The following is a 26,857-nucleotide window of genomic DNA, read 5'->3' as shown; positions in this document are numbered from 1 at the left end:
GCCTCCAGCAACGCGTGCACGCGGTCGCGGGTGGCCAGCACGGCGGTCAGCCGGACCTGCAGCTCCGCGAGCAGCTCGTCGAGCCGCATCTGCGGGATCAGCGGATTGTGCTCAGCTTCCACGCCGAACAGTGTCGCACCCGATCAGGCCGGTGCCCAGCGCGACCTCGGGCTCCGCGGCGCCCGGTCCGAACGCGGTCATCGGCTCCGGCCGGCTCGGGGAGCGCACGGGCGTGGCCGCTCGCGGTCAGCGGGTCACCTCGTAGCGGAGGTGGGTCACGCCGGGGGCCTGGACGACCTCCAGCGGCCGCAGCCGTACGTGCTCGGGCAGCGACCGGAAGAAGGGCCGGCCGCCGCCGAGCAGGATCGGCACCTGGTGCAGGATCACCTCGTCGACGAGCCCCGCCTTGAGCGCCTCGGTGAGGAGCCCGCCGCCCATGAGGCCGACGTCCTTGCCGCCGGCCACCTGCCGGGCCGCGGCGATCGCGTCCTCGACGCCGGTGGTGACGAGGGTCTGCCGCTCGCCGAGCTCGGGTGCGGGCCGGTGGCTGAGAACGAACAGCGGCACCCTCGGGTGGGGGCTGCCGCCGCCGAAACGGTCGGAGTGCTCGTAGGTGTCGCGTCCGGCCACGATCGCGCCGAGGCGGGCGGAGGCGGCGTCGAAGAAGCGGGCGCTGGGCTGGCTCAGCTTGAATCCGTCGAACTCCCGGCTGGGGGTGTCGCCGTCGAAGTACCAGTCGAAGAGCGTCCCGCCGTCGCCGAGGCCGTGCCCGGGGCGGGGGTCGCGGCCGGTGATGTAGCCGTCGACCGACACGGCGTGGGCGCTGATGACCTTGCTCATCTGCTCGGGCCTTTCTGGAGTTCCCTGAAGAGACTCCGCAACCGTAGCAGGCGAAGTTCCTTCAGGGAACCCTGATGGGTAGACTGGTGTCATGCAGCGCACGAACTTCAGTGAGATGGCGTGCTCGATCGCGCGCACGCTCGACGTCATCGGAGAGCCCTGGTCGCCGCTGATCCTCCGGGACGTGTACGTGGGGATCAGCCGGTTCGAGCAGATCCAGGCGGACCTCGGCATCTCCCGCAAGGTGCTGACCGAGCGGCTCAACCACCTCGTCGACCAGGGCGTGGTCGAACGCCGCCCCTACGACAACCGGCCGCGCTACGACTACCACCTGACGGCCAAGGGGGCCGAGCTGGTCGACCTGCTCATGGTCATGACCGCCTGGGGCGACAAGTGGCTCGCCGGCGAGGCCGGTCCGCCGGTGCTCTACCGGCATCACGCGTGCGGCGAGATCAGCCACGTCGACCTGCGCTGCGCCCACTGCGGTGAGCCGATGCACGCCTACGACGTCGATCCCCTGCCCGGCCCCGGCTCGGCCGCGTAGGTCCGCCCGCCTCTGGCGCGAGGCCCGAATGCCGGCGACGCGGTCAGCCGGTCGGGTCGAGGTCGAGGACGGCCTTGCCGGCGATGCGGCGGTCCAGCAGCGCCTGGGCGGCCTCGGTGACGCGGCGCCACGAGCCACGCCAGTCCACCTCGGGCGAGAGCCGTCCCTCGGCCACGAGGTCCAGCCGGGTCGCCAGGTCGGGGCCGACGTCGCGCACGTCCCCGTACGTGCTCATCGTCTTGGGCGGGCCGATGGGCAGCAGCGAGTACGGCGCGAAGACGGCTGGCTCGCCCGAGGCCCAGCCGATGTTCCGCACCTCTCCGCCGGGCGCGAGCAGTTCCCAGGCCGCGACCAGTTGCGGCCCGCCCACGTTGTCGAGGATGAGGTCGACCGGCCGGTCGATGCCCTCCAATCCGACCACCACCTCGTGCGCGCCCAGCGCGGCCAGGCCGCCCGCGCGCCCGGCCGATCCCACCGAGGCGATGACGTGCGCGCCGCCCAGCGCCGCCAGCCGGACGGCGTACCGCCCGACGCCGTCGGCGGCGCCCGTGACCAGGACCCGCCGTCCCAGGATGGGCCGGGAACGCAGCGTGCGCAGCGCGGTGACGCCGGCCATCGGCAGCGCGGCGGCGCCGGCGAGCTCGACCCGTGCCGGAACCTCGGCCACGGCGGTGGTGTCCACGGCCATCCGCTCGGCCCACGCGCCGGCGCCGAAGGCCGCGACCCTGGCGCCGGCGGCCGGTCCCGTGCCGTCCTCCGCCCGCAGGACGACACCGGCGGCGTCGTAACCGTGGACGGTGCCGGCCGGGCGCTGCCGGCGAACACCACCTCACCGCGGTTGAGCGAGATGTGCCGTACGTCGATCACGGCCTGGCCGGGGGCGGGGCGAGGTTCGGCGGCCGTCCCGAGTCTCAGGGATCCGGGCGCGCCGGGATCGACGACCGCCGCGCGGTGCTGCGGGCGACGGAGCAACTACCGTTCGTGGCACGGCCATCTGCGCGGCCTGATCGGCGAGGCGCGCCCCGACCTCGACGCCGGTTTCCTGGCCCACACCCTGCTCGCCGTCTTCGACGGTGATCTGATCCGGCACATGACGCCGCCCGGCGACCCGCGCCGCTTCACCCGCTCGGTCCAGCAGATGGCCACGGCCCTGCTCGACGGCGCCGCCCGTCCCTGACGGCGGGCGGCGTCGCATGCCGGCCCTCTGCCGGGGCAGGAGCGACGTCTCGGCAGTACGGCGCGACGGGAGGGCCGGTGGAGGACGCGGATCGCGAGCGGGCGGAGAGCACCGGCGCGGAGTGTGAGCAGGTGGAGGACACCGGCGCGGCGTGTGAGCGGGTGGCGCGGCGGTCGCTCGGGCTGACCAGCCTGCGGCCGGGCCAGCTGGCCGCGATGACCGCGCTGGCGCAGGGCCGGGACGTGCTGGCGGTGATGCCCACCGGCAGCGGCAAGTCGGCGATCTACCAGGTGCCCGCGCTGCTCCTGCCCGGCCCCACCGTGGTGGTCTCGCCGCTGATCGCGCTGCAACGCGACCAGGTCGAAGCGCTGCGGGAGCGGGACGAGGAGGCCGTCAGCCTGGACGCCCGCACCTCGGCCGGCGAGCGGCGGACGACGTTCGAGTCGCTGCGGGCGGGAGAGACGGAGTTCCTGTTCTGCGCGCCCGAGCAGCTGGCCAGGCCCGACGTCGTCCGCGACCTGGCCGCCGCCGCCCCTTCGCTGCTGGTGGTGGACGAGGCCCACCTGATCTCCTCGTGGGGGCACGACTTCCGCCCCGACTACCTGCGGCTGGGGCCGATGGCCGACGCGCTGGGCCGCCCGCCGATCGCCGCGCTGACCGCCACCGCGGCCCCGCCGGTGCGGGCGGAGATCGTGGAACGGCTGGGCCTGCGCGACCCCGTGGAGATCGTCCAGGGGTTCGACCGGCCGAACATCTCCCTGACGGTGCGCCGGACGCTGGACGATCCGGCCCAGGAGATCGTCGCCATGGTCACCGCGGAGTCGGGGCCGGGCATCGTGTACACGGCGGTACGCAGGCAGACCGGCCGGCTGAGCGGGCTGCTCCGCGACGCAGGGGTGCGGGCGGCGGCCTACCACGCCGGGCTGCGCCGCTCCGAGCGCGACGACGTGCACGGCGCGTTCATGGCCGGGGAGCTCGACGTCGTGGTCGCCACCAGCGCGTTCGGCATGGGGATCGACAAGCCGGACGTGCGGTTCGTCGTCCACGCCGAGGTGCCGGGGTCGCTGGACGCGTACTACCAGGAGATCGGCCGGGCCGGGCGGGACGGCGAGCCGGCCAGGGCGGTGCTGTTCTACCGCCCCGAGGACCTGGGGCTGCAGCGCTACTTCACGGGGGCCGTACCGGACCTGGAGACCGTGACGGAGCTGGCGCGGGCGATAGCCGAGGCCGGTTCCGGGAGCGACCGCAGGAGCCTGCGCGAGCGCACGGGGTTGTCGCCGCGCCGCCTGACGACGCTGCTCGACCTGCTGGAACGTTCCGGCGCGGCCCGGGTGGGCGCGCGGCGGATCGGCCCCGCGCCCGGCGCGCCCGCCCCCGAGACCGCGGCCGAGCTGGCCAGGGAGCTGGCCGAGCGCCGCCGAAGCGTCGAGCGCACCCGGCTGGAGATGATGCGCCGCTACGCCGAGACGGACGACTGCCGGCGGCGGTTCCTGCTCGGCTACTTCGGCGAGCACGTCGCCGACCCCTGCGGCGACTGCGACACCTGCCACGCGGGCACCGCCGACCGGCGGCAGGAGGAGGAGAGCGGGCCGTTCGCCGCGCACGCGCGGGTGGAGCACCGCACGTGGGGGCCCGGTGAGGTCATCCAGCGCGGTGACGACCGGCTGACGGTCCTGTTCGACGAGGCCGGCTATCGCGAGTTGCACCTGGACGCGGTCATCGACCAGCGTCTGCTGACCGAGACCCCGGCCCCTCCCGTCTGACCGCTCGGGGAAACTTCCGCGTGAACGGTCAGAGGGCTTCCGCCTGAGCGGTCAGGGGAGCTTCCGCAACGCCCGGCGGGCCGTCTCGAGCGCGGAGGTGGGGACGGCAATTGAGGTGGGGACGGCAATTATTTCCCCCTATTTCTGGTTGCCCTGGACAGGATCGAGGAGGAGGAACCACCGTGCCGCTGCCCACCCGCCCCCTGCGCAAGCTGGGTTTCCTGACCATCGGGCTGTTCGACGGGGACGACCCGCGCCCGGGACACGAATCGACGCTGCGGATCATCGAGCTGGGCGAGCGGCTCGGCTTCGACAGCGCCTGGGTACGCCACCGCCACCTGCAGTACGGCATCTCCTCCCCCGTCGCCGTCCTGGCCGCCGCCTCCCAGCGCACCACCCGCATCGAGCTGGGCACCGCCGTCACGCCCCTGGCCTGGGAGAACCCGCTGCGCCTCGCCGAGGATCTGGCCACCGTGGACATCCTGTCCGGCGGCCGGCTCAACGCGGGCATCAGCGTCGGCCCGCCCTTCCACTTCGACCAGATCAAGGACGCGCTCTACCCCGGCACCGCCGACCTCCAGGACTTCGGTTACGAGCGGGTGAGCCGGCTGCTGTCCTTCGTCCGCGGCGAGCCCGCCACCGACTTCAGCGGCACCGAGGGCTTCGAGGTCTTCTCCGACCGCGTCCAGCCGCACTCGCCCGGCCTGGGCTCCCGCCTCTGGTACGGCGGCGGCAGTCTCCGCTCGGCCCGATGGGCGGGCGAGCACGGCATGAACCTGCTGACCAGCAGCGTCGTCAAGGCGGAAGATTCGGTGGACTTCGCCGAGATCCAGCTCTCCCACGTACGCGCGTTCAGGGCCGAGCACCCCGACGGTGAGCGGGCCCGCGTCTCCCAGGGTCTGGTCGTCATCCCCACGGACTCGGCCACGCCGGAGCAGCGGGTCAGGTACGAGGAGTACGCCGCCAAGCGCCTGCCGCGCACCGCGGAACCGCAGGGCCCGGGCCGGTTGTTGTTCGCGCCCGACCTCGTGGGCAGCTCCGCCGAGATCGCCGGACGGCTGTACGCGCACGCCGCCTTCCGCGAGATCGACGAGGTCGCGTTCGCGCTGCCGTTCACCTTCGAACACGAGGACTACGTGCAGATCCTCACCGACATCGCCACGAAACTGGGTCCCGAGCTCGGCTGGAGCCCCACGGAGCAGCCGGGCGACGCGGCTCTCCACGCCGCCGGCTGAGCACGAGCTGCGGCGGTTACTTCGGGTCGAGCACGAAGACCGGGATCTGCCGGTCGGTCTTCTGCTGGTATTCGCCGTAGGACGGGAAGACCGCGACCGCCCGCTCCCACCACTCCGCCCGCTCGGCGCCCTCGGCCTCGTGCGCGACGTAGTCACGGGTGACGGTCCCGTCCTGCAAGGTGATCTCGGGGTACGCCTTGATGTTGTAGTACCAGGTGGGATGCTCGGGAGCGCCGCCCTTGGACGCCACGACCGCGTAGCTGCCCTCGTGCTCCACCCGCATCACCGGGGTGTGCCGCAGTTTGCCGGTCTTCGCGCCCCGCACGGTCAGCAGCACGATCGGCGTGCCCAGGATCAGGATGCCCTCGGTGGTCCCGGTCTCGCGGATCCTCGTCGTCTGCTCGCGTACCCATGCGGTGGGGCTGAGCTCTACGGTCTCGTCTGACATGGCTCTCATCAACCTTCCTACCCGTAAGTCCGACTCCCGTCGTACCCGGTTCCGTGACCGCTGTCACGGCTCCCAGCGATCTTCATACGAGCGCCGCCGCCGCGCGTACGGTGACGCCCAGCCCCACGAGCAGGACGAGCGCGGCGGTCATGACGGCGCTGTACGGGCGCAGCCGCCGCATCCGCCCCGCGACGGTGAGGCCGCCCAGCCTGCGCAGGGCGAGCGCCGTGACCAGCAGCGTCGCCGCCATGCCGAGCCCGTAGCAGACGACGGTCAGGACGCCGAACGCGGTGCGGCCCAGCGCCATCGCGCCGAGCAGGACCACCAGCGCGGACGGGCTGGGCACCAGCCCACCGGCCACCGCCAGCCCCACCACCCCACTGCCCGGCCGCCTCCCAGGACCGTGCCCGCCCCCATTCCCCTGCCGCCGGCCGTTCCCCTCCCCGTGTCCGTGTCCGTGCCCGTGCCCGTGCTCGTGCTTGTGGCCGTGGCCGTGCTCGTGGCCTGGCCGGTGGTGGCGGGCGGAGTGGAGGAGGGCGGCGCCGATCGCGGTGATGAGGAGGCCGCTCGCCACCCCGAGCCAGCTCAGCACCACGTCCCCGGCGATCACGCCGGCGGCCGTGACCAGGACGCCCAGGACCAGCACGCCCGCCGTGTGCGTGACGGTGACCGTGGCCGCGACGGTGACGGCGTCCCGCAGCCGTCGTTCCCGTCCGGCGAGGTAGGCGGCCATGACGGTCTTGCCGTGGCCGGGCATCGCCGCGTGCACGGCGCCCAGCGCCAGCGACACCAGCAGGGCCAGCATCCCGAGCGGCACCGTCAGCCGGTCGGCGCCGATCAGCGCGTTGAGCCGGTCGGCCAGCAGGCCGGTGTAGCGGGTGACGACGTCCACGCCCGGCACACCCGCCGGTGCGACGGGCCCGCCGGCGTCGCCCGGCTCCGCCGTCATCCTGGCCGCGCGTACGTCGAGCGGCGAGCTGAGCAGGTCGGCGGGATAGTCGCGCAGCTCGCCCGACACACTCCCGGCGGGGACGGTCGAGTCGCGCAGGCGCACGCCCTGCCCCTTGGCCGTGATCTCCCGCCAGCCCACGGCGTCGGGACGGTAGGCGTTCGCGAAGGTCAGGGCCACCGGCCGGTCGACCCGCACGGGCGCGGTCAGCCGGCAGGTGAGCCGGCTCGTGCGCAGCCCGGCCGCGCCCGGCCGGTAGACGAACGAGGCGCCGGTGACCCGCCAGCTCAGTGTCCGCCCATCGGCGTCGGCCCGCACCGCGTCCCGCAGGTCGGCGCAGGCCCGGCGGGCGTAGGCGTCCGGAGGGCCGATCGGCGGCTGCTGCAGGGTGGGGATCTCGGCGAGATCCACGACGGCCAGGTGCTCGATCCGGTCGGGGTGGATCGTCAGCCCGTCGTAGTGGTTGACGCTGAAGTTCCCCAGAGGATGCGCAGCCGGCCTCATCGTGCCGGCCGGCGACACGCCAGCGGCCGACGTCACGGCGACGGTGGACGTCACGGCGGCGGCCGGAGTAACCACGGCGGTCGGCGTCGCAGCGGCGGCCGGAGTCACAGCGGTGGCGAGCGCCGTTGTGGCGGCGAGCGTCGCGGCGGCGGGCAGCGCGGCGATCACGTCTTCTCCGCGAGCAGTTCGCGGGCTCGCGCCGCCCCGGCCGGCGAGAAGTACGGGTTGATGGACAACGCCCTGGTCAGGTGGGTACGGGCGGCGCCGGTGTGCCCGAGCGCGTGCTCGATCTCGCCCCGGTGATAGGCGAACAACGCGTTACGCCCCCCGAGCGCGTCGGCGCGGACGGCGTACGCGGCGGCCTCGGTGTGGCGGCCGGCCCGGTGCAGCGCCCAGCCGAGCGCGTCGGCGACCTCGACGCTGTGCCGTCGCGCCCACTCGGCCCGCAGGTGCCGGACCGCGGTGCCCGGTTCGCCATGGTTCGCCGCGAACGTGCCGGCGGCCAGGTCGTCGGCGCCGCCGCTCGCGGCCAGGAGTCGCTGCTGAGCGGTGAAGACGGCGTACTGCCGCCTGGCTCCCTCCGCGTCACCGAGGTGTTCGAGCAGTTCCCCGTACTCGACGACGTACGCCGGGGAGCGGATGACGGCGGTGGCGTAGTCGCGCAGGGCCTGCTCGGTGCGGCCGAGCGCGGCCTCGGCGCGGGCCTTGCCGGCCCGGGCGGGCGCGTGTCCCGGGTCGGCGGCCAGCGCCTGGGTGTAGGCGGCACGGGCGGTACGCGGGTCGCCGGTGCTCCAGGCCAGCTCGCCGAGCTGCCACTGGCAGAAGGCGTACTCGGCCGGGTCGCCGGGGATCGCGCAGGCACGGCGCAGCAGGTCGCGGGCGTGGCCCGGCCTGCCGCGCAACTGTTCCAGGCGGGCGGCCCTGGTGAAGGAGGCGAGGTCGGGGTGACCGTCGAGCATGCGGCGCAGCGCGGTCTCGGCCTGTTCGTAGTGGCCGAGTTCGAGGTGGGCGTCGGTGAGCACGCCGTACAGGGCCCACCGGAACGGCGCGGCCCTGCGGGCGCGCTCGGCCCAGCGCACGGCGCCGGCGAAGTCGTGCCGCGCGTTGGCCAGCGCGCCCATGCCGATCACGGCGTCGATGTACGGCTCCCCGTCGCCCGTCGGCCGGCGCAGCGAGCGTTCGAACGCGCCCTCGGCCTTGGCGTAGTAGGCGGTGTCCGCGGTGCGGCGGGCCTGCTTCAGGTACATGTCGCCGAGGCTCGCCCAGGCGGCCGCGTCGTCGGGGTGACGACGCAGGCGCACCTGGACGGCCTGGATCGATCCGGCCAGGTCGTACGGTGACCAGCCCGCCGGCGCGGGAGGCGGCTCGTCCCTGCGCAGCAGCCCGCCGGGGGCGAACAGGGTCACCAGGACGCAGCCCAGCAGCACGCATCCCAGCAGGGGCGGCAATCGCCGTAGGCGACTCATCTGATCGGAGGTCCTCGGGGGTGGGGTCAGCCGGCGGCGGTGACGGGCAGGGCCAGGTAGGGGAAGCTGTCGGTGATCGGTTTGAGGAGGAACGCCGGGTTGTCCTCGGCGATGAGGCCGGGCGCGCCGCGGCCGGCGGGTTCGCCCAGGAGCATGCGCAGATTTATGGTCACCACGTCGTCGATGAGGCGGCGGCCGTTCGGGTAGCCCTGGGCGTCGCCCTTGAGGATGCCGTACTTGTCGGGTGCGGCGGCGACGGGGGTGCTCAGGTTGAGCCGCAGTTCCTCCGCCTTCGCGGTGCGCGGGGCGTCCTGGTTGAGCCGGTGGGAGTTGAGGTCCTGCTTGATCGGCCCGCCCGTCCTGGCGAGGCCGGTGAGGTAGATCTGCTCCAGGTCCTTACGTGGCGCGGGCGGCGCCGTGACGTTCGCCTGCTTGGCGACGACCTCGGCCTGGTCGGGGTCGAGGGTGGAGGGCACCACGAGGCCGCCGCTCTCGTCACCGTCCGGCCGCAGCGTGTTGAAGTGGTCGCGGCGCTTGAGCGGGATGATCACTTCGTTGAAGTTGGGGTTGCCCAGCCGCGAGACCTGCGTGTATCCGGCCGCGCCGGAGCCGAGCAGGGCGCTCGACCTGCGGGACGCCGTGGTCCAGACGCCGATGACCGGGTTGCGGGCCGGGTCGCCGCCGAGCGCCAGCTCCGACTTGGGCAATTGCAGGGCCAGCGCGCTGACGTTCATCGGCACGCCGGTCTTGACGGGGAAGAACGGCAGCCCGAAGCGCAGCAGGTTGACCGCGCGGTTGTCCGAGTAGAACGGGTCGGCGGCGGTGCCGGTGAAGACCTTGCCGCCGCCCGGCAGGTCGCGCACGGCCTTGCGGCGGGTCGCGGCGTAGCCGGGGCCGCCGAGGTCGGTGGGGGCCGCGTACCCGTCGCGGACGAGGATCTCGGATTTGCCGTCGCGCAGCCTGGTCAGCGTGTAGCTCTGCTCGACCAGGGAGTCGAGCGGGCCGGCCTGGTGCTCGGGGCCGGCCTGCCGCTCGCGGGCGCGGACGAAGGAGGGCGCGGGCAGGGCCTTATCGGCGAACGTCCAGCGGTAGGTGATGGCGGCCCGGCCGGTGCCGGTGTTGTCGATGTGCACCTCGTAGCGGGCGTCGGTGTCGAACTGGTACGGCTTGTGCGGCGCCTGGAAGGGGATGTAGTCGGCCACGATCGTGACCGTGTCCTGCCGTTCCGGGCTGGTGAAGGCGTACAGGTCGGTGGCGTCGATCTGCTTGTTCACGGTGGTGGCGGGGGCGTCCCAGTGGCTGGTGGCGGTGCTCTGGCGCATCGCGGGGCCGAGGAGCACCGTGGCCGCCAGGACGGCGATGGAGGCGGCGGCGGTCCACGTCCACCGATTGCCGGCGTTGGTCAGTCGCATCGTGTCGTCTCTCGATTCGCGAGTGCCGGGCCGCGCCCCGTGGCACGGCCCGGCGGGGCTCAGGTCAGGGGTCGCGCCTACGGCACGTACTGGACGACCGCGTCGAGGTTGGCCAGGTAGTCGCCCTCGTCCAGCGGCAGGCCGGTCAGGTCCCTGACCGTGCGGCTGAGGTACGCGCTGACGTAGAACGGCCAGTAGCGGGGGCCGACGCCGCCTTCGAGCGGGCGCGGCGTGGGCACGCCGGCGGCGAACTCGTGCAGCCTGTACGTGGCCACCAGCCGCTCGCCCTGCGGCTCCCCGTCGATGGACACCTGCGCGTGGGCCCCGTCGGGGCGCAGGTAGATGTCGTGGATGGCGGCCTCGTGACCGCTCCTGACGTCGTGGAGGACGAAGCCGCCGGGGTAGTAGACGCCGTTGCACGGGTCGATGTGGTCCCGCTTCCAGCCGATGGGCATGTAGACGCCCCGGTTGGCGGGCTTGGCCTCGATGGGCGCGATGCCCCGTACGCGGACGCCGCGCTCGTCCAGGAGCCGGACGATCTCGCGGCCGAAGTCGAAGTTCGCGTGCCCCTTCGGGCCGAAGTACGGGAACTGGAAGCACGAGGCGGTGGGCGGCTGGACGGACGGGGCGCCGGGGACCGCGCGGAGGGGGCCGGCATGGGCGGGGACCGCCGAGACCGCGAGAACCGCGGCGCCGATCACGATCGTCCGGGCGACGCGAACAAGAGCACGCACAACATGACCTTTCCTTGGCTGAAGGCAGCACAGTGCCTCTGACATGCGGTGACGTGCTCAACGTAGTTATAAGGTAACGCTCTGTAAAGGCTAGTGCCCAAGGATGGCATGGCAAAGAAAAACGTTCCGCACCCCTCGTCACCGGTGCGGAACCGGTGACGAGAGGTGCGGAACGCTCTCAGCGCAGGCGGGCCCGCCCGGCCGTCAGAAGTCGTCGGCGGTGCGGATCCGGTCGCGGATCCAGACCCCGGCCTCCTTCAGGTTGCCCGTGCCGGCGAACGAGCCGTTCGGGCAGGTCCCGGTCCTGAAGACGGCGCCCGTACGGAAGTCGTCGGAGTAGTTCCAGTTGACCCAGCTGATCTTCTTCTGGGCCAGCAGGTCGAGGTACTGCTGTGACCTGCTGAAGTTGTTGGCTCCATCACCGGACGCGCTCTGGGTGCCGAACTCGGTGACGAAGATCGGCAGCCGGTCGGCGGCCCGGGAGAGCGTGTTCAGGTATTCGCTGCCGTGCGAGGCCGCGTAGAAGTGGAACGTGTACATGATGTTGGCCGCGTTGACCGGGTTGTTGACGATCTCGGCCTCGCTGCCGCCGCCGGAGACGCCGAGGGAGGACCAGGCGCGGGTGCCGACCAGGATCGGGGCGTCGGGGTCGTGCTGCCGGATCACCGGGATGAGCTGGTGCGCGTAGTCGCGGATGACCGGCCAGGTGACGGCGTCGCCGTTCGGCTCGTTGGCGATCTCGTACAGGACGTTCTTCTTGGCGTTGTGCCGCTGGGCGATCTCGGTGAAGAACGTCTTGGCCCGGGCGAGGTTGTACATCGGGTCGCCGGGGTCCAGCATGTGCCAGTCGACGATGGCGTACATGCCGCGGGCGGTGGCCAGCTCGATCAGGGAGTGCACGCGGTCGGTGAACAGCCGCGGGTTCGTCTCGTAGCCGTCCTCCTGGATGTACATCGAGATGCGCAGGACGTCGGCCTTCCAGTCGTCGGCCAGCGCGTCGAGGGAGGCGGTGTTGAGGCACTGGCTGTACCACTGGATGCCGTGGCTGCTCATGCCGCGCAGCTGGATCTGCTTGCCGTTCTCGTTGCAGAGCTTGATGCCGCACACCCGGAGCTGCCCGTTGGCCTGCACCGGGGTGCCACCGCCTCCGCCGCCGACGGGCGTTCCGTAGACCTCCAGCTCCCACAGCGAGTAGCCGTACGGGGTGCCGCGCTGGGTTCCGTGCACCCGTACGTACCGGCCCTGGCCGCTGACCGTGAGGTCGTCGATCGCGCCGTCGCCGGCGGTGGTGGAGTAGACGTCGTTCCAGGTGGAGCCGTCGGCCGAGGTCTGCACCCGGTAGGCGGTGGCGTACGCGGCCTCCCAGGTGAGCCGGACCCGGGAGACGTTGTGCGCCGAGCCGAGGTCGACCCGGATCCACTGCGGATCCACCCCTTCGGCGCTGGCCCAGCGCGTGGACGTGTTGCCGTCGACCGCCTGGCCCGGCTCCAGGCCGGCGGCCTCGACCGAGGAGGCCGTCACGGTCCTGCCCTGGGACACCAGGGGGTCGGCCGCCGCCGACCGGGCCGTGACCGCGCCGGCGCCGGACGGCACCACCAGCGGCAGGGCCATCGCGGCCACGACGGCTAAGATCCTCGCTACTGCGCTACGCCTCACGAACGACTCCGATTCTCCGGGGAACAGTCAGGGGCGACCGGCACGACCGCCGCACCTCCGTCACCGGGAAGCCGTCGCCACCGCCTCCCCGGTTAGGAAAGTTTCTTAACTTGCGGCGCAGCATAAGTTGACATCGAACCTTGACGCAAGGCCCAATGTCACAGACAGGCCCGGGGCGCGGTGCGACCTCAGCAGGCCCGTACGGAGTTGTAGGCGATCTCCGGGTTGAGGTTCTCCTTGTGGCCCGGCGGGACGGTGGCGTTGTGCACCACGTAACCGGGAGAGGCGTACAGGCAGTAGGAGCGGCCGGTCCGGTTCCACGCGGAGCGGGCGTCCTTGACCCCGAAGGGCTCCAGGTTCGGCGCGCCGGCCCGGAACCAGGCGATGGTGCCGTTCCCCTCGAAGTCGCGGAACAGGCACAGGTGACCGTCCGGACATCTCCCGAAGCCGTCGGCGGCGCCCGCCGGTCCGGCGAGCGTGAGCGCGAGAGTGAGAGCCAGCAGGGACGCACGGATGCCGAACATGTTGTCACTCCATGGGTTGAAGCCATCGCTTTCCGTAACCATCATGCGGTCGCGGGTGGCGGGGCGCCATCCAATTACCCGCCGCCCCGTCCAGGCCCTGGGCGTGCCCGAGTCGTGATCCGCCTACGGCAAGATCACGACGTATGAGAAGAACGATGATCACGGCTCTGGTGGCCTGCGGCTGCCTGCTGACCACGACCCTGCCTGCCCAGGCGACCGCCACCGCCGCCGCCCCGAAGGATCCCGTACGCGCGCTAAAGGGCAAGCTCGCTCCCGGGCGCGGTGTGCGGTTCACCGAGACGACCACGCTGTCGGGCGAGGAGAAGGTCAAGCTGCAGAGCCGCAAGGGGACGTTCCAGTTCAACGCCAAGGGCGTGGCGGCCTCGGACATCACCGCCATCGCCAAGAGCCGGCCCAAGGAACGCACGATCAGCATCGGCAACGTGAGCTACATCTCGGGCGGCATGCGGGAGGAGCGGTTACCGGCGGGCAAGTCCTGGCTCAAGGGCAAGGGCCTGCCGGGCGGCGGCAGCGGCTTCTACGGGCAGGTGATCAACCCCGTCGAGCCGAAGACGCTGGCGGCGCTGGTCAAGAAGGGCAGGCTGCGCGGGAGCACGCTGACGGGGACCATCACGTTCAAGGAATTGGAGAAGGTCTCGCGCTGGTTCGACGCGTCGATCCCGCTGCGCATGCACAACGACACGAAGGTGTCCTACACGCTCACGCTGACCTCCGCCGGGCTGGTGAGCAGGGTGCGGTCGTCGTACGCGGCCACCGGCGTGTTCGACACCAGCGCGTTCGACGGCAAGACGATCACCATCGACAGCCGTTTCACCGGGTGGGGCGCCAAGGTGTCCGTCAAGGCGCCGAACCCCGCGTCGGTGACCGTCGACACGGAGGACTGACCACCCGCCCAGGGTCTGGGACGACGGAAGGCCCTCGCTCCGCTCCCCCGGATCGAAGCGGGGGCCTTCGTGTTGTCCGCGGTGCCCGTCAGTAGTCCCCGTGCACCACGTTGGACGTGAGTCTCACCGAGGACGGCGGCCCGATGTCCACCTTGGCGAAGACCTCGTCACCGCCCCAGTCCTCGTCGAGCGTGTTGCCGTCCAGGTAGAACGAGATGCTGACGCGGCCGGGCGACGGGTTGCTCAGCGTCTGGCCGCACGCGACGCCGAAGCCGCCGAACAGGTGGTGGTCGAGGTAGTCGTCGCCGTACAGGTTGACGCAGACGCCCTGCCCGGCGGTGGCGACGGGCGCGAAGCCGGTGACGCTGACGAAGTAGGCCCGGTATCCGCCCTGCCCGGTGGCCTCGATCGCGAGGTGCACCGAGCCGGCGGCGGCGGTCGCGGGGGCCGCCCCCAGTGTCGTCGCCAGCGCACCGGCCAGCATCAGCCCCGCCAGGGCACGTCGTATGTTCATGGTTCCCCCCGTGGGTGATTGTTCGATGCGAACACCAGGGAAGGCGTTCCACGACGTTCCATGCCGTTCCGGGCGCGTCGAGGGCCCTGCCTCCGTGCCGGTTAGATGGGCAGATGGGACTTCACGATCAGTACGGCCTGACGCCGGTCGTCAACGCGCGCGGGACGTTCACCCCGCTCGGCGTCTCCCGGAGCACGGACCAGGTCGCGGCGGCCACGGCCGAGGCCCTGTCCGGCTTCTTCGTCATGGAAGAGCTGAAGGACCTCGCCTGCCGTACCATCGTCGAGGTCCTGGGCGGGGAGGCCGGCACGGTCGTGCACTGCGCGTCGGCGGCCAACACCCTGGCCGTCGCGGCGACGATGACGGGCACGTCGCAGGCGCGGATCGCGGCGCTGCCCGACGCCGCGGGGATGCCCACGACGGTCCTGCTCCCGGCCGGGCACGCCGTCGACTACGGGCATCCGATCGTGCAGGACATCCGGCTGGCCGGAGCCACCCCGCTGCTGGCCGGCTCGGACGCCGGCTGCTCCGTCGACGAGCTGGAGGAGCACCTCGTCCGCCCGGACGTGGCGTGCCTGCTGCTCGTGTCCTCCCGGCTGACCCGGGGCCAGGACGTTCCGCTGACGGAGGCGGTGGCGGCGGCGCACCGGCGGCAGGTTCCGGTGATCATCGACGGCGCGGGCCAGGACCTCAGGATCGACGAACTGCTGGGCACCGGCGCCGACCTGGTGGTCGTCAGCGCCCAGAAGTATCTGGCCTCGCCCACCGCCGGTCTGGTCATCGGCCGGGCCGGCCTGGTCCGGGCCGTCCGGGCCCAGGAGAAGGGGATCGGCCGGGCGATGAAGCCGAGCAAGGAGGCGATCTTCGGAGTGGTCGCCGCACTCCGGGCCCGGCGGGAGATGGACCGGCCGGCCTGGCGGCGGGAGCAGGACGCCAAGGTCGCCCGCTTCACCGTGCGGGCCGGCCGCCTGCCCGGCATCAGCGCCGCGAGCGTCCAGGACCCGGCCGGCCTGCCGTTCTCCCGCGTCCGCCTCGGCATCGATCCCGCCCGCGCGGGACTGACCGCCGCCGGCCTGGCGCTCGCGCTGCGGAACGGCTCTCCGCAGATCTGGGTCATGGACCATGACCAGGACCAGGGCGACCTGACCCTCGAACTCGTGCCGCTCACCGACGCCGAACTCGACCTGATCCTCAGCAGGCTGGCGGAGTCGCTTCCGGGTCGCTGACGGCCTTCGCGCCGCGCGGCGCGGCCTCGACGGATCGTCAACAGAACCTCAACACGCCCCGGCTAACGTCCTGCCGTACCGGCGGAACAGGGGAAGGGCGCTCATGGGTGGGGTTACACGGATGGCGCGGACGCTCGGGCTGGTCACGGCGGGCGCGGCGGTGGGCGGCGTGCTCGCCGGGGGCGGGTTCGCGGCGGCGCGCCAGTTCGGCTGGACGGGCGCCGCGCTCACCGTCGTCACGGAGGGCAGAAGCCTGTCCCCCGGCGTGCTCAGCACGAACGTGGTCTGCCCGCGCGGGCACCGGGCCGTCGGCGGCGGCTACGCCTACCACGGCGACCACAACCGGGAGGAGCCCGTCATCGTCGAGGTGAACGCGCCCCAGGACATCAGCGACCCACCGGACGGGGTGCCCGAGGCGTGGAGCCTCGTCTTCCTCAGCTCCAAGAAGAAGCGGGTCACGGTCGAGGTGCACGCAGTCTGCACCTCCCGCTGAACCGGCGCCCGCCACCCGCCCGGGGAGGAGTATCAGCAGGTCTGCCCGCGACAGGCGGGCATGCGGGTAAATCGGGTGCTTTATGCCCGCGAAGGGCCGCACAATCGACGCGTGGACGTGGACGGTTTCATGCGCGACGGCTACGTGGTCGTCCGGGGCGCCTTCGGCGCGGACACGGCCGCGGCGTGCCGGGAGATCATCTGGGAGTCGCTGGCCGGGCACGGCGTCCGCCGGGACGACCCCGCCACCTGGCGGCCGAGCGTGGACGTCCCCTGTCCTTCCGGCGCCCCGTTCACCGAGGCGGCCACGTCGCCGGCGCTGGCCGCCGCGTACGACGAGCTGATCGGGCCGGGCCGGTGGACCCGTCGCACCGAGGTGGGCGGTCTGATCCCCGTCCGATTCCCGTCGGAGGACCATCCGGGGATGGGGTCCGGCTACCACATCGAAGGCAGCTACGACGGCCCCGACGGGGGTTACTGGGTCAACGTGCGCTCGCGCGGGAGAGGGCTGCTCGCGCTGTTCCTGTTCTCCGACACCGGCCCCGATGACGCGCCGACCCGGCTCGTCAAAGGCTCACACCTGCACATCCCGCCGATCCTGCGGCCGTACGGGGAGACCGGGCTCAACGGCGCGGAGGTGGGCGCGAAGTGGCGGCCGTCGGTGCTGTGCCGGGCCACCGCGCACGCGACCGGCCGGGCGGGCGACGTCTACCTGTGCCATCCGTTCGTCATACACACCGCCACCTGGCCGCACCGCGGCCCGGCCCCGCGCATGATGGCCCAGCCCGCGGTGCACGTACCGGACGGCTTCGCCCTGGACGGCTCGGACCCCTCCCCCGTGGCCCGGGCCATCATGACCGGACTGGCGACACCCGCCTGACCCGCGCCGCCGCCCCGTGCCGGCGGCGGGCGTCCCACATACCGGCGGCATACCGCCGTTCCCTACGGTCGGCTCCGTGACAAGGCCACGGCTCGATCCGCGCCGGACCCTTGGATCGCCCTGACGTCCCCGTCCGGCCCGGCCGCGAGCAGCGGGCTCCTCGCCGGAAACCCAGGAGGAACAGTGTCCCGATCGGCCCTCTTACGATCCGTCGTCGCCACGACGCTCGCCGCCACCTTCACCGCCGCCTTCACCGTCGCCGGCGCATCGAGCGGCCAGGCGATGGCGGCCCCCGATCTCCAGCTCCCGTTCCCCTGCGGCCAGAAGTGGCAGCTGAACACGTGGGGCCACGCCCCGGCCCTGGACATGGTGAAGGAGCCCGACCAGCACGGCACCGAGGGGGCCACCCTGATCGCCCCGGCCGCGGGCAGGGTGAACCAGTCCTTCAAGCACGGCAACGCCGGCAACATGATCCAGATCGATCACGGCGGCGGCTACTTCACCACGTACCTCCATCTGAAGTCCCGCGGCGTGTCGGTCGGCGACAAGGTGCGGCAGGGGACGGTGATCGGCCAGGTCGGCAAGGACGGCGAGACCGCGAACGGCCACCCGCACCTGCACTTCGAGCTCGGGCGCGACTCCGACGGCAACGGGTCGGCCTCCTGGGGGTTCGAGGGCTCCGAACGGATCAGGCCCGCCTTCGACGGCGTCACCTACGGCCAGTCGGACAACCGCGCCTGGAACGACGTCACCAGCCGCAACTGCGCCACTGCCGCCCCCAAGGGCCGCGTCTCGGTGTACGGGGTGCTGCCCGACGGGCAGCTGACCTACACGGCCATCGACGCCGCCACCGGCAAGCGCACCCACGGCGCGGTCGTCTCCACCGCCAAGCTCGGCTTCACCCCCAAGGCGATGGCCACGCTCAACTACAACACGATCCTGCTCACCAAGGCCGGCTCCGACGGCATGCTCTACCGCGTCGACGTCCGCACCAACGGCGACACCCTGGAGTTCGAGCCGCCCGTCCACCTCGGCAACGGCTACACCCACGACCACCTCGCCTACGACGGCGACGGCCACCTCTACGGCATCGCCGCCGGCACACTGCGCCGCTACACGATCACCACGGCGAAACCCGTACTGGCCGACATCAAGAACAACACCCTCATCGGCGACGGATTCACCCTCAAGACCCTCACCACCGCCGGACCCGACTGGCTGCTCGGCACCACCGCCAACGGGCAGCTGCTCTCCTACCGCGTCAACGGCGCCGGCGACTGGAAACGCCACCAGCTCCGTGACGCCACCTGGCAGAACTTCACCCACCTCCTCTCTCCGGGCGCGGGCGTCTACTACGGCCACCACCCCGCCGGCGCCCTCTACCGCTACCACGACGCCGACCCCTACGACGGCAAGGGCGACGACCTCACCGGCCACGGCACCGTCGACGCCACCGGCTGGGCCCAGAGCCTCCTGTCCGCCCAGCCGGGCAGCGCCACCCTCTCCTGAGCGAGCGCCTGTGACCCGGGGGTCGCGTCAGGTGCGCGGGCCCAGGAACAGGCCGCCGCTGGCGTCGATGACCTGGCCGGTGACCCAGCGGGCGGCGTCGGAGGCGAGGAAGGCGACCACGTCGGCGACGTCGTCGGCGCCGCCGAGGCGGTCGAGCGCCGTCGATCCCGCGATGAACCCGGCCAGGCCCGGCGCCTCGAAGACGGAGGCGTTGGCGGGCGTGCGGGTGGCGCCGGGGGCGACCGCGTTGACCGTGATGCCCCTGGCGCCGAGTTCGTTGGCCAGGGTGAGGCTCATCGTCTCGATCGCGCCCTTGGTCATGGCGAAGGAGGTCTGTGCGGGGTTGGCCATCCGGGTCGCGACGGACGAGATCGTGACGATCCGGCCGCCGTCGCGCATCAGGTCCAGCGCGCGCTGGATGATGAAGTACGGCGCCCGTACGTTCACCGCGAACAGGTGGTCGAACTCGGCGCTGGTCGTGCTGCCGAGCGGGCCGGCGGGCGGGGCCGCCGCGTTGTTGACCAGGATGTCGAGCGGCCGCCCTGCCAGGCCCTGCTCCATCCCGGCGAAGAGCGTCTCGACGTCGCCGTCCACGCCGAGCCGCGCCCGGACGGCGAAGGCGTTCCCGCCGCCGCGTTCGATCTCGCCCACGGTCGCCGCCGCGCCCTCCTCGTCCGCGCCGTAGTGCACGATCACCGTCGCTCCCCCGGCCGCCAGCCGGATGGCGATCGCCTGGCCGATGCCACGGGACGCTCCGGTGACCAGGGCGGTCCTGCCGGTCAGATCGTTCATGTCCACCACTCCTTAATGTTAGCTTCTACCAAGTTGGTAGTGACTATCATGACCGGTAGTGTCTAACACGTGACCGACCAGAACTCAACTCTGCGAGCGCGACGAAGGGCCCAGACGCGGCGCACGATCCAGACGCACGCGGTACGGCTGTTCAGCGAGCGCGGATACGACGCCACGACCATGAACGACGTCGCCGAGGCGGCCGGCGTGTCCCCCATGACCGTCTACCGGCACTTCGCCACCAAGGAGGACCTCGTCCTGGTCGACCAGCACGGCGAACTCGTCGCCGAGCGGATCGTCGCCTCGCCCGCCGGAGGGCCTCTGGTCCGTCGCATCGGCGGCGCGCTGATCGAGGCGGCCACGGTCCTGACCGGCGACGCGGACCGTCGGCTCCTGCTCGCCCGCCTCCAGCTGATGATCTCCACGCCTGCGCTGCGGGCCCGGCACCTGGACAACCAGTACGCCCTCCAGCAGGCCGTCATCGGCGCCCTGGGCGACGACGCCGCCGACCCCGACACGGCGTTCCAGGCGCAGGCGGCGGCCAGCGCCTGCCTGGCCGCCCTGCACACGGCGCTGGTGCGCTGGGCCGAGGACGACGGGCGCACCGACCTGCCCCACCTGATCGGCAAGGCACTCGCCGCCGTCTTCGGCGACGACGCCATCGGCCCCGCACGGTGACGCCGCCGGCCCCGTAAGACGATGCCGCCGGTCCCGTACGGTGACGCCGCCGGTCGCGGAGGACACACCGCTCGGCCTGGTCGAGCCCTGGGTCATCCCCCACACCGGAAGACGGCACGGTGATCATGGGTTCAGCGCTCGAACGTGCCCGCCGGCCGACCGCATCGTACCCGCGCCTGGTCGGGCGGCACGTCCGCGGTGGAGATCTCACGTCCGAGCACGCGCGCCAGGCAGGCGACCTGGTCGGGGCCGCTCAACGGCTCCGGGCCCGTCAGAGTGAACGTCCGTCCGGCGCCGCCTCCGGTGAGCTACCGGCTGTGCGGCACGTCGCCGCCGAGCCGGCGTGCGGGCGGGAACCTCTCCGGATCCGTCCACCATCGGAGATCCCGGTGGACCAGATAGGCTTCACCGCCGCCCCTCGATTGATGGCGGGGGGTTTCCTTTTCTCGGGAGACGAATAAGGCGGGGACGAGGCCGAGACGAGGCGGTGGAATGATTCGCCGATTCCGCCGCCACCGGCGACAGTCATTCTGGGGCGCTGCGCCGACCCCCGCCCCTCCTCACCGCCCGGCGGACGGGAAGTACCCCAGGACGAACTCGGCGTTCACCTTCGACGTCGGCGGCTTCGACTCGCAGTCGGAGCGGACGGACACGAAGTGGCTCTTCGTGTGCGGGACGTAGCAGCGGTACAGGGGCCGCCTGCCCGCGCCCGGGCTCGTGTAGAGGAACCCCTCCCGGCGCAGCAACGTGTTCTTCCCGGCATTGCCCGGCCTGTTCTCACAGTCGGCCGTGGCGGACAGGAACTGGTCACGCGGGGCGTGGCCGGCGAGGCAGCCGTAGATCGCCCTCGTGCCCGGGGTGTTCCTGGTCAGAATGGGAAACCGGCCTTCTTCGCGGTAGTTCGGGCCGGGCCGCGGGCCGCTGGTCACATAATGCTTCAAACCGTCGAAGTAGCGTACCAGCGGAATGCTTCGCGGCCCGGCCTCGGCGTGGGCCGTGGAGACCGCGGAACCGGTGGTGACAATGGCCGCGGCCAGCGTACCGATGACGGCGAATCTCGAATTCATGTCGTTTTCCTTTCCTGCGGATCGCCCCATCGCCGACACAAGCGGGGCCTGTGTCGTGTCGCACGCGATCCGCTGTTCCGGCAGCCACTTTATCCATGCCGGACTGCCGGCGATCTGCGCAATTCCCCTTACTACCGGTATCCGGCGGCAAATGTCCGGCGAATGTCCGCCATAAGTCCGGCCACGCCGGCGCCGTTTATCCGGCCGACGCCGGAAATATCCAGACCTACGCCGCATCCTCGCCTCAGGACGTCCCTCTCCTCGATCCGCATCTGGCGCCGGGCACGTCCTTCGGTCAGGATGGCGGTGAGTTGATCATCGGAGAAGGGGACTCATGCGGATCTCACCCGTGCCCGATCTCGCCCGCCGGCTGCTGACGGTCGCCGCGATCCTCGTCGCCACCGTCGCCCTGCCGGCCGGTCCCGCGCCCGCCGCCGCTGCGAACGCGACCGTGACGTACAAGATCTGGCACTGGAACATGGCCGGTCACCACCAGCACCTGGGTTCGACGACGAACGGCGTCATCCAGGCGATCGCCGGCTCGATCAGCTACCGCCGGCCGGACCTCGTCTCCGTCAACGAGATCTGCCGCAACCAGTACGGCGCCGTGATCGACGCCCTGCAACGCATGGGCTGGCCGCGCGACCTCGGGAACTTCGCCCGCTACGAGCCGATGACGGAGGCGGGCGACCCCGGCTACTGCGCCGGGCACGGCATCGGCGTCGCCCTCTTCAGCCGCTTCCCGCTGGGCGGCACGCTACGGCAGACCCTGCCCGACGACGGATCGGGCAGGCCGCGCAAACTCCTCTGCGCGCCCGTCACGGCGCAGCCCATGACCGTCAGGTTCTGCACCACCCACCTGACCACCGTCGCCGCCCACCGGGCCGCCCAGCTCGGCCGGGTGCACGAGGTCCTGGAGTCCTACCGCTCCCGGGGCGAGGTCCCGATCATCGCCGGCGACTTCAACGTCCAGCCGCACTCACCGCTGCTCGACACCTGGTACGACGCCTCGATCGACACCGACGCCAACCGCGCCAACACCGGCCGCTACCACGAGCTCGACGACCGCGAGGCCGTCTGCCCCGGCTGGGGCGAGCAGACCACCGAGAGCAACCGGCTGGGCGCCTGCGACCAGTCGGGCAAGGTCGACCTGATCTTCGCCCCCGCCGCCCGGCTGACCACCTACACCGCCGACGCCCACCCCATCGGCCACGTCTGCGGCGCCGACCGCGACAAGCCCTGCTCCGACCACCGCATCGTCGACGCCACCCTCACGGTCACGACCAGCGAGTGACGTGCCCTGACGCCGCCGCCCCCGTATCGCCGACATCTGGTGACGAACGTGCCGGGCTCGTCACCCGGCCGGGTTCCGCACGCCCGTGACCGCGCCGGACGCGTCGGTGACGTACGTCCCCTTCGACAGATCGATCAGGACCAGTTCGTTGCCGAAGGGGTCGGCCACGACCGCGAGGCGGCCGACGGGCACGTCCACGGGCTCGGCGACCATGCGGCCGCCGGCCCGCACCACCTGGGCGGTGGCGTCGTCCGCCGAGTCCACCAGCCACGCCGGCACCAGGCCGGGCCTGGTCGTCAGCACCATCTCGGTGTCGGTGTCGGGCAACCCGAGGCCCGCCTGTCCCAGTTCGTCGTCGCGCCACAGCAACTGGTGGCCGAGACGGTCGCGGTAGAAACGCAGGCCGCTGTCGAGGTCCGGGACCGGGACCATGACCGCGTCGACCTTCCTGATGGCGGGCGACGCCCGGTGAGGCACCATGTCCCCAAGCTATCCCGGCAAGGACGATCAGGAGAGCGGGCTCAGAGGTCGTTGCCGGCGTAGGACAGGTTGAAGCTCTTGTTGACCAGGGGGAAGTCCGGGACGATCGCGCTGCCGAGCGCCACCGGGAGGGCGGGCCAGTTGAAGAAGGACGGGTCGACGATCTTGACGCGGGTGAGGGTGCCGTCGGGAGCGAGTTCGACGCGGTGCGCGATCGTGCCGCGCCAGCCCTCGACGAGGCCCACGCCCGAGGACGACCTCTCCTCCGGGCGCGCCGGCTCCGCCGCCGGGGGGCCGTCGACCAGGTGGGTGATCAGCGCGATGGAGGCGGCGATCTCCTCGGCCCGGATCTGGAAGCGGGCGAGCACGTCCCCGCCGGTGCGGCGGGCGGGGGTGAAGTCGCCGAGGCCGGTGAACGGGTGGTCGCGGCGGGCGTCGGCGCCGAGGCCGCTGGCCCTGGCCACGTAGCCGAGGGTGCCGAGGTCGCGGGCGGCGTCGGCGGACAGGACGGCGGTGCCGGTGAAGCGGTCGGCGACCACGGTGTGCCGCAGGGCGAGCGCGGCCAGTTCGGCCACGTCCGCGCCGATGGCGTGCAGCCGTTCTGGATCGGGCAGCGTCTTCAGGCCGGCTCCGCCGAGGCGGACGCCGCCGCGCAGCAGCCGGTGCCCGGTGACCTCGTCGTTGACGCGCAGCAGTTGCTCGCGGATCCGTCCGGTCTGGGCGTGCATGATGCCGAAGGCGACGTCGTTGCAGAGCGCGCCCAGGTCGGTGACGTGGTTGTAGAGGCGTTCCAGCTCCAGCAGCACGGCCCGCTCCCGCTGCGCCCGCCCGCTCACCTGGGCCCGGGTGGCCTCCTCCACGGCGAGGCAGTACGCGAGCGCGTGGCCGACGCTGGTGTCGCCGCTGACGCGTTCGGCCAGTTCCAGCCCGTCCTCGGGGCGGCGGCCCTCGAAGAGCTTCTCGATGCCCTTGTGCACGAACCAGAGCCGGGCCTTGAGCTTGATGATGGTCTCGCCGACCACGGAGAAGCGGAAGTGGCCGGGCTCGATGAGGCCCGCGTGGACGGGCCCGACGGGGATCTCGTAGACGCCCTGGCCCTCCACGGTGAGGAACGGGTAGGGGCCTTCCGGGTCGCCGAAGGCGGGGGGCGGGCCGGCGTCGGCCCGCATCGGGTACCAGCCGCGCGGCCAGTGGTGGTGGCGCACCAGGCGGCGTGGCAGCGGGTGGTCGAGCGGGGTGATGCCGTACAGGTCGCGGATCTCGCGTTCGAACCGGCCGGCGGGGAAGGACAGGCGGGCCAGGCTCGGCACGGCCGGTCGCGCGGCGGGCAGGCGCAGGCGCAGCTCGGTGCGGCGGTCTGGGCCGCCGGCGACGAACAGGTATGCCAGGGCGAACTCCTCCGCCTCCTGACGAGCGGAGATCATGGCCAGCCGGTGGCCGCCGGCCAGCAGCCGGGCCGCGTGCTCGGTCAGCTCGCCGGGGCTGATGTCGGCGATGGTACGGATGCTCATGGAGTCGCTCCGGCGATCATGGCGGCGGCGCGCAGCAGGGAGTGCAGCGGCCCGAGGGTGAGGCCCAGGACGGCACAGGCGGCCAGCCCCGCGACCAGCGGCACGGCCAGGCTGCGCGGCAGCGTGACGGCTCCACCCGCCGCCGCGCCCGGGCCGTCCGCCGGGGCGCCGCCTGCCCCGTCTGGCGGCATGGGCCCGGCGTCCGGCCCGTCCCCCGGTCTGATGCCCGGCCCGTCGCCGAGGAGCATGCGGCGGGTGTGGCGGGTGACGGCCGCGACGATGACCAGCATGAGCACCAGCGCCGCCGCCACCGGCCAGCCCAGCCCGGCGGCGAAGCCCGCTCGCGCGAGGCCCAGTTCGCTGGCGAACAGGCTGAACGGCGGCATCCCGAGCAGGGCCAGCAGCCCCAGCGCGAAGGTCCCTGCTAGCAACGGCGCCCGGCCCGCCAGGCCGCGGACCGCGCCGATCAGGCTGCTGCCGTACGTCTGGTGCAGCCGGCCCGCCGACAGGAACAGCACGGACTTGCCGAGCCCGTGCCCGAGGATGTGCAGCAGGACCGCGACCAGCGCGAGGCTGGTGCCGATCGCCGCGCCGAGGGCGAGCAGCCCCATGTGCTCGATGCTGGAGTAGGCCAGCAGCCGCTTGTAGTCGCGCTGCCCGAGCAGCAGCAGCGCGGCCACCGTCAGGGAGGCGAGCGCCACGACGATCAGCAGCGTCCGGGCGAATCCGGCGCCGAGCGCCACGTCGGCGATGACCTTGACCCGCAGGATGGCGTAGAAGGCCACCGACAGCAGCACCCCGGACATCAGCGCGGAGACGGGGGCCGGGGCCTGGCTGTGCGCGTCGGGCAGCCAGGCGTGCATCGGCGCCAGCCCGGCCTTGGTGCCGAACCCGAGCACCAGCAGCATGACCGCGACGCGCATCACACCGGGGTCGAGCCGGCTCGCGCCCTCGGCCAGCGGCGCCCAGTCCAGGGAGGTCACGCCGGCGTGCGTGCCGGCGTAGTGCACCATGACGATGCCGAGCAGCGCGAGCGCGATGCCGACCGAGCAGATGACCACGTACTTCCACGCGGCCTCCGTGGCCGCCCGGGTGCGCCGGTGCCCGACCAGGAACGCGGTCACGATGGTGGTCGCCTCGATGGCGACCCACAGCAGGCCCAGCCCTGAGGCCAGGACGGCGAGTGCCATCGCGGCGATGAACGCCTGCGTCAGCACGCCGTAGCGGCGCATCGCGTGCGGGTCCGTGTGCCCGGCGGCGAGTTCGGCGGCCAGGTACGCGGGGCTCGCCGCCATCGCCAGCAGCGCGACCACGCCGATCACGATCAGCATGAACGCGCTCAGCGCGTCGGCGAAGAGCAGCCCGCCGAACGCCTCACCAGGGCCCGCCGTGAACGAACCCGTGAACGAACCCGCGGAGGAAGCCGTGGACGAAGCCGCGGACAGGGCGACCGCGCAGGCCAGCAGTCCGGCCGCGGAGAGCGTGCCGAGCCAGGCGGTGACCCGGTTCCAGCCGAGCACGGCGTACAGGCACGCGGCGGCGGCGGGCACCGCGACCGGTGCGAGCACCAGCAGGCTTTCCATCAGTCGTGCAACTCCCGCAGCTCGTCGAGGTCGGTGCCGCCGAACGCGGCCCGCATCCGGGTGGTCAGCACCTGCAGCACCAGCACGGCCAGCAGGACGTCCAGGGAGATGCCGAGCTCGACCACCAGCGGGACGCCGCTGGTGGTGAGGAACGCGGCGGCGGTGATGGCGTTGTCCATCAGCAGGAAGCCCACCACGTGCGACAGCGCCCTCTTCCGGGTCACCAGGACGAAGAAGCCGATCAGCAGCACGGTCAGCGCGACGGGCACCGCCTGCGTGGCCGGCGTGGGCGACAGCCGGATCAGCGGCTGGGAGACCGCGTACGCCAGCATCGCCAGCACCGCCGCCACCAGCAGCGAGGTCGCCACGTTGACCAGCGGCTGCGTCTCGCGGCCCGCGCCGCCCGCCACCAGCGCGCGGCGCATCAGGTACGGCAGCAGCCCGGCGCGCAGGGCGCCCACCCCGGCGCCGACCAGGACCAGCTCCAGCTCGCCCTGCCAGAGGCCGAGGACGACGACGAGCGCGGTCAGCGCCACCCCTTGCAGGGTGAACAGCCGTACGATCGCCGACAGTTCGCGCCGCCACAGCACCAGCACGCCGGTCAGCAGGAACGCGCCGCACGCCAGGTAGAGAGCCTGGACGTACAGGGCATCGGTCATGTGTCTCGCCCCCGT

27 protein-coding genes are annotated in these 26,857 nt (G+C 72.4%); 11 read left to right on the top strand and 16 right to left on the bottom strand.

Features of this window, described 5'->3' with window-relative positions:
• Positions 1-246: 246 nt before the first annotated feature.
• Complete coding sequence (locus tag B0I32_RS03610; protein WP_106234783.1) at positions 247-840, bottom strand: dihydrofolate reductase family protein; 594 nt, start codon at positions 838-840, stop codon at positions 247-249.
• Positions 841-931: 91 nt separating this feature from the next.
• Here B0I32_RS03610 and B0I32_RS03605 point away from each other — a divergent pair, with 91 nt between their 5' ends.
• Positions 932-1,384, top strand: coding sequence for a winged helix-turn-helix transcriptional regulator (locus tag B0I32_RS03605; RefSeq protein WP_106234781.1), 453 nt, complete (start codon positions 932-934; stop codon positions 1,382-1,384).
• A gap of 43 nt (positions 1,385-1,427) precedes the next feature.
• Here the strand turns inward: B0I32_RS03605 and B0I32_RS03600 are convergent, their stop codons facing one another.
• Entirely contained in the window at positions 1,428-2,066 is a 639-nt protein-coding gene (locus B0I32_RS03600; RefSeq protein ID WP_245955543.1) for a zinc-binding dehydrogenase, read from the bottom strand.
• 108 nt (positions 2,067-2,174) lie between these two features.
• On the opposite strand from B0I32_RS03600, the gene B0I32_RS59590 reads away from it, so the two are divergent.
• The 3 genes from B0I32_RS59590 (at position 2,175) to B0I32_RS03585 (ending at position 5,559) form a co-directional block, all read left to right on the top strand.
• Entirely contained in the window at positions 2,175-2,561 is a 387-nt protein-coding gene (locus B0I32_RS59590) for a hypothetical protein (protein ID WP_245955542.1), read from the top strand.
• 77 nt (positions 2,562-2,638) lie between these two features.
• Positions 2,639-4,324 carry a RecQ family ATP-dependent DNA helicase gene (locus B0I32_RS03590; protein WP_245955540.1) on the top strand — a complete coding sequence of 562 codons (1,686 nt, stop codon included), beginning with the start codon at positions 2,639-2,641 and terminating at the stop codon, positions 4,322-4,324.
• Between the two features lie 182 nt (positions 4,325-4,506).
• On the top strand, positions 4,507-5,559 hold the full coding sequence (locus B0I32_RS03585) for an LLM class flavin-dependent oxidoreductase (RefSeq protein WP_106234780.1): 1,053 nt from the start codon (positions 4,507-4,509) through the stop codon (positions 5,557-5,559).
• 16 nt (positions 5,560-5,575) lie between these two features.
• Here B0I32_RS03585 and B0I32_RS03580 read toward each other — a convergent pair whose 3' ends face one another.
• From B0I32_RS03580 to B0I32_RS03550, 7 genes are all read right to left on the bottom strand, one after another.
• On the bottom strand, positions 5,576-6,007 hold the full coding sequence (locus B0I32_RS03580) for a nitroreductase family deazaflavin-dependent oxidoreductase (protein WP_106234778.1): 432 nt from the start codon (positions 6,005-6,007) through the stop codon (positions 5,576-5,578).
• A gap of 82 nt (positions 6,008-6,089) precedes the next feature.
• Positions 6,090-7,628: a High-affinity nickel-transporter gene (locus tag B0I32_RS03575; RefSeq protein WP_219911628.1), complete on the bottom strand. Its 1,539-nt coding sequence runs from the start codon at positions 7,626-7,628 to the stop codon at positions 6,090-6,092.
• A complete protein-coding gene (locus B0I32_RS03570) occupies positions 7,625-8,908 on the bottom strand; it encodes a tetratricopeptide repeat protein (protein ID WP_181306946.1) in 1,284 nt (427 codons plus the stop codon). Before B0I32_RS03570 ends, B0I32_RS03575 begins: the two co-directional genes overlap by 4 nt.
• A 44-nt stretch (positions 8,909-8,952) precedes the next feature.
• Positions 8,953-10,338 carry a DUF4331 domain-containing protein gene (locus tag B0I32_RS03565; protein WP_106234775.1) on the bottom strand — a complete coding sequence of 462 codons (1,386 nt, stop codon included), beginning with the start codon at positions 10,336-10,338 and terminating at the stop codon, positions 8,953-8,955.
• A 77-nt stretch (positions 10,339-10,415) separates the two neighbouring features.
• Positions 10,416-11,072 carry a hypothetical protein gene (locus B0I32_RS03560; RefSeq protein WP_219911627.1) on the bottom strand — a complete coding sequence of 219 codons (657 nt, stop codon included), beginning with the start codon at positions 11,070-11,072 and terminating at the stop codon, positions 10,416-10,418.
• Positions 11,073-11,276: 204 nt separating this feature from the next.
• Positions 11,277-12,683 (bottom strand): cellulase family glycosylhydrolase, encoded by a 1,407-nt coding sequence (locus tag B0I32_RS03555; protein ID WP_106234920.1) that lies wholly within the window; start codon positions 12,681-12,683, stop codon positions 11,277-11,279.
• A 233-nt stretch (positions 12,684-12,916) separates the two neighbouring features.
• Positions 12,917-13,252, bottom strand: a complete 336-nt coding sequence (locus B0I32_RS03550; protein ID WP_181306944.1) for a peptidase inhibitor family I36 protein — start codon at positions 13,250-13,252, stop codon at positions 12,917-12,919.
• A 143-nt stretch (positions 13,253-13,395) separates the two neighbouring features.
• Between B0I32_RS03550 and B0I32_RS03545 the strand changes: the two genes are divergently transcribed.
• Complete coding sequence (locus B0I32_RS03545; RefSeq protein ID WP_146178024.1) at positions 13,396-14,157, top strand: hypothetical protein; 762 nt, start codon at positions 13,396-13,398, stop codon at positions 14,155-14,157.
• A gap of 88 nt (positions 14,158-14,245) precedes the next feature.
• Here B0I32_RS03545 and B0I32_RS03540 read toward each other — a convergent pair whose 3' ends face one another.
• Positions 14,246-14,671 carry a hypothetical protein gene (locus B0I32_RS03540; RefSeq protein ID WP_146178023.1) on the bottom strand — a complete coding sequence of 142 codons (426 nt, stop codon included), beginning with the start codon at positions 14,669-14,671 and terminating at the stop codon, positions 14,246-14,248.
• A 113-nt stretch (positions 14,672-14,784) separates the two neighbouring features.
• Here B0I32_RS03540 and B0I32_RS03535 point away from each other — a divergent pair, with 113 nt between their 5' ends.
• The 4 genes from B0I32_RS03535 to B0I32_RS03520 all read left to right on the top strand — a co-directional run bounded on the left by B0I32_RS03535 (position 14,785) and on the right by B0I32_RS03520 (position 18,778).
• Positions 14,785-15,897, top strand: coding sequence for an aminotransferase class V-fold PLP-dependent enzyme (locus tag B0I32_RS03535; protein WP_106234768.1), 1,113 nt, complete (start codon positions 14,785-14,787; stop codon positions 15,895-15,897).
• A gap of 121 nt (positions 15,898-16,018) precedes the next feature.
• Entirely contained in the window at positions 16,019-16,390 is a 372-nt protein-coding gene (locus B0I32_RS03530; protein ID WP_106234766.1) for a hypothetical protein, read from the top strand.
• Between the two features lie 111 nt (positions 16,391-16,501).
• Positions 16,502-17,269: a phytanoyl-CoA dioxygenase family protein gene (locus tag B0I32_RS03525; RefSeq protein WP_219911626.1), complete on the top strand. Its 768-nt coding sequence runs from the start codon at positions 16,502-16,504 to the stop codon at positions 17,267-17,269.
• Positions 17,270-17,452: 183 nt separating this feature from the next.
• The gene (locus B0I32_RS03520; protein WP_106234765.1) at positions 17,453-18,778 is read left to right on the top strand and encodes a M23 family metallopeptidase; all 1,326 of its coding nucleotides are present in this window, start codon (positions 17,453-17,455) and stop codon (positions 18,776-18,778) included.
• Positions 18,779-18,805: 27 nt separating this feature from the next.
• Here the strand turns inward: B0I32_RS03520 and B0I32_RS03515 are convergent, their stop codons facing one another.
• Complete coding sequence (locus B0I32_RS03515; RefSeq protein ID WP_106234763.1) at positions 18,806-19,570, bottom strand: SDR family NAD(P)-dependent oxidoreductase; 765 nt, start codon at positions 19,568-19,570, stop codon at positions 18,806-18,808.
• A 69-nt stretch (positions 19,571-19,639) separates the two neighbouring features.
• Here B0I32_RS03515 and B0I32_RS03510 point away from each other — a divergent pair, with 69 nt between their 5' ends.
• A complete protein-coding gene (locus B0I32_RS03510; RefSeq protein ID WP_106234761.1) occupies positions 19,640-20,248 on the top strand; it encodes a TetR/AcrR family transcriptional regulator in 609 nt (202 codons plus the stop codon).
• A 560-nt stretch (positions 20,249-20,808) separates the two neighbouring features.
• Here the strand turns inward: B0I32_RS03510 and B0I32_RS03505 are convergent.
• Positions 20,809-21,315, bottom strand: a complete 507-nt coding sequence (locus B0I32_RS03505) for a hypothetical protein (RefSeq protein ID WP_106234760.1) — start codon at positions 21,313-21,315, stop codon at positions 20,809-20,811.
• 334 nt (positions 21,316-21,649) lie between these two features.
• Here B0I32_RS03505 and B0I32_RS03500 point away from each other — a divergent pair, with 334 nt between their 5' ends.
• The gene (locus B0I32_RS03500) at positions 21,650-22,609 is read left to right on the top strand and encodes an endonuclease/exonuclease/phosphatase family protein (protein WP_106234758.1); all 960 of its coding nucleotides are present in this window, start codon (positions 21,650-21,652) and stop codon (positions 22,607-22,609) included.
• A gap of 60 nt (positions 22,610-22,669) precedes the next feature.
• On the opposite strand, the gene B0I32_RS03495 is transcribed toward B0I32_RS03500, so the two are convergent.
• From B0I32_RS03495 to B0I32_RS03480, 4 genes are read right to left on the bottom strand one after another with little or no spacing between them, the layout of a single operon-like run.
• The gene (locus B0I32_RS03495; RefSeq protein WP_106234756.1) at positions 22,670-23,089 is read right to left on the bottom strand and encodes a VOC family protein; all 420 of its coding nucleotides are present in this window, start codon (positions 23,087-23,089) and stop codon (positions 22,670-22,672) included.
• Positions 23,090-23,130: 41 nt separating this feature from the next.
• Positions 23,131-24,600 carry a hydrogenase large subunit gene (locus B0I32_RS03490; RefSeq protein WP_106234755.1) on the bottom strand — a complete coding sequence of 490 codons (1,470 nt, stop codon included), beginning with the start codon at positions 24,598-24,600 and terminating at the stop codon, positions 23,131-23,133.
• The gene (locus B0I32_RS03485; protein ID WP_106234753.1) at positions 24,597-26,183 is read right to left on the bottom strand and encodes a proton-conducting transporter transmembrane domain-containing protein; all 1,587 of its coding nucleotides are present in this window, start codon (positions 26,181-26,183) and stop codon (positions 24,597-24,599) included. Before B0I32_RS03485 ends, B0I32_RS03490 begins: the two co-directional genes overlap by 4 nt.
• A complete protein-coding gene (locus B0I32_RS03480; protein WP_106234751.1) occupies positions 26,183-26,842 on the bottom strand; it encodes a hypothetical protein in 660 nt (219 codons plus the stop codon). Before B0I32_RS03480 ends, B0I32_RS03485 begins: the two co-directional genes overlap by 1 nt.
• Between the last annotated feature and the right edge of the window lie 15 nt (positions 26,843-26,857).

Origin of the sequence: Nonomuraea fuscirosea (assembly GCF_003001935.1) — a bacterium.
In the GTDB taxonomy this organism is placed as follows: domain Bacteria; phylum Actinomycetota; class Actinomycetes; order Streptosporangiales; family Streptosporangiaceae; genus Nonomuraea; species Nonomuraea fuscirosea.
Note: the sequence above shows the minus strand (reverse complement) of the source record. Positions and strands in the feature narration are given on the sequence as shown.

Excerpts from the sequence above, each read along its gene's own strand:
- B0I32_RS03610 (WP_106234783.1), bottom strand. The coding sequence starts at position 840 with ATGAGCAAGGTCATCAGCGCCCACGCCGTGTCGGTCGACGGCTACATC.
- B0I32_RS03605 (WP_106234781.1), top strand. The coding sequence starts at position 932 with ATGCAGCGCACGAACTTCAGTGAGATGGCGTGCTCGATCGCGCGCACG.
- B0I32_RS03580 (WP_106234778.1), bottom strand. The coding sequence starts at position 6,007 with ATGTCAGACGAGACCGTAGAGCTCAGCCCCACCGCATGGGTACGCGAG.
- B0I32_RS03565 (WP_106234775.1), bottom strand. The coding sequence starts at position 10,338 with ATGCGACTGACCAACGCCGGCAATCGGTGGACGTGGACCGCCGCCGCC.
- B0I32_RS03555 (WP_106234920.1), bottom strand. The coding sequence starts at position 12,683 with ATGGCCCTGCCGCTGGTGGTGCCGTCCGGCGCCGGCGCGGTCACGGCC.
- B0I32_RS03550 (WP_181306944.1), bottom strand. The coding sequence starts at position 13,252 with ATGTTCGGCATCCGTGCGTCCCTGCTGGCTCTCACTCTCGCGCTCACG.
- B0I32_RS03545 (WP_146178024.1), top strand. The coding sequence starts at position 13,396 with ATGAGAAGAACGATGATCACGGCTCTGGTGGCCTGCGGCTGCCTGCTG.
- B0I32_RS03540 (WP_146178023.1), bottom strand. The coding sequence starts at position 14,671 with ATGAACATACGACGTGCCCTGGCGGGGCTGATGCTGGCCGGTGCGCTG.
- B0I32_RS03535 (WP_106234768.1), top strand. The coding sequence starts at position 14,785 with ATGGGACTTCACGATCAGTACGGCCTGACGCCGGTCGTCAACGCGCGC.
- B0I32_RS03530 (WP_106234766.1), top strand. The coding sequence starts at position 16,019 with ATGGCGCGGACGCTCGGGCTGGTCACGGCGGGCGCGGCGGTGGGCGGC.
- B0I32_RS03515 (WP_106234763.1), bottom strand. The coding sequence starts at position 19,570 with ATGAACGATCTGACCGGCAGGACCGCCCTGGTCACCGGAGCGTCCCGT.
- B0I32_RS03505 (WP_106234760.1), bottom strand. The coding sequence starts at position 21,315 with ATGAATTCGAGATTCGCCGTCATCGGTACGCTGGCCGCGGCCATTGTC.
- B0I32_RS03500 (WP_106234758.1), top strand. The coding sequence starts at position 21,650 with ATGCGGATCTCACCCGTGCCCGATCTCGCCCGCCGGCTGCTGACGGTC.
- B0I32_RS03495 (WP_106234756.1), bottom strand. The coding sequence starts at position 23,089 with ATGGTGCCTCACCGGGCGTCGCCCGCCATCAGGAAGGTCGACGCGGTC.
- B0I32_RS03490 (WP_106234755.1), bottom strand. The coding sequence starts at position 24,600 with ATGAGCATCCGTACCATCGCCGACATCAGCCCCGGCGAGCTGACCGAG.
- B0I32_RS03485 (WP_106234753.1), bottom strand. The coding sequence starts at position 26,183 with ATGGAAAGCCTGCTGGTGCTCGCACCGGTCGCGGTGCCCGCCGCCGCC.
- B0I32_RS03480 (WP_106234751.1), bottom strand. The coding sequence starts at position 26,842 with ATGACCGATGCCCTGTACGTCCAGGCTCTCTACCTGGCGTGCGGCGCG.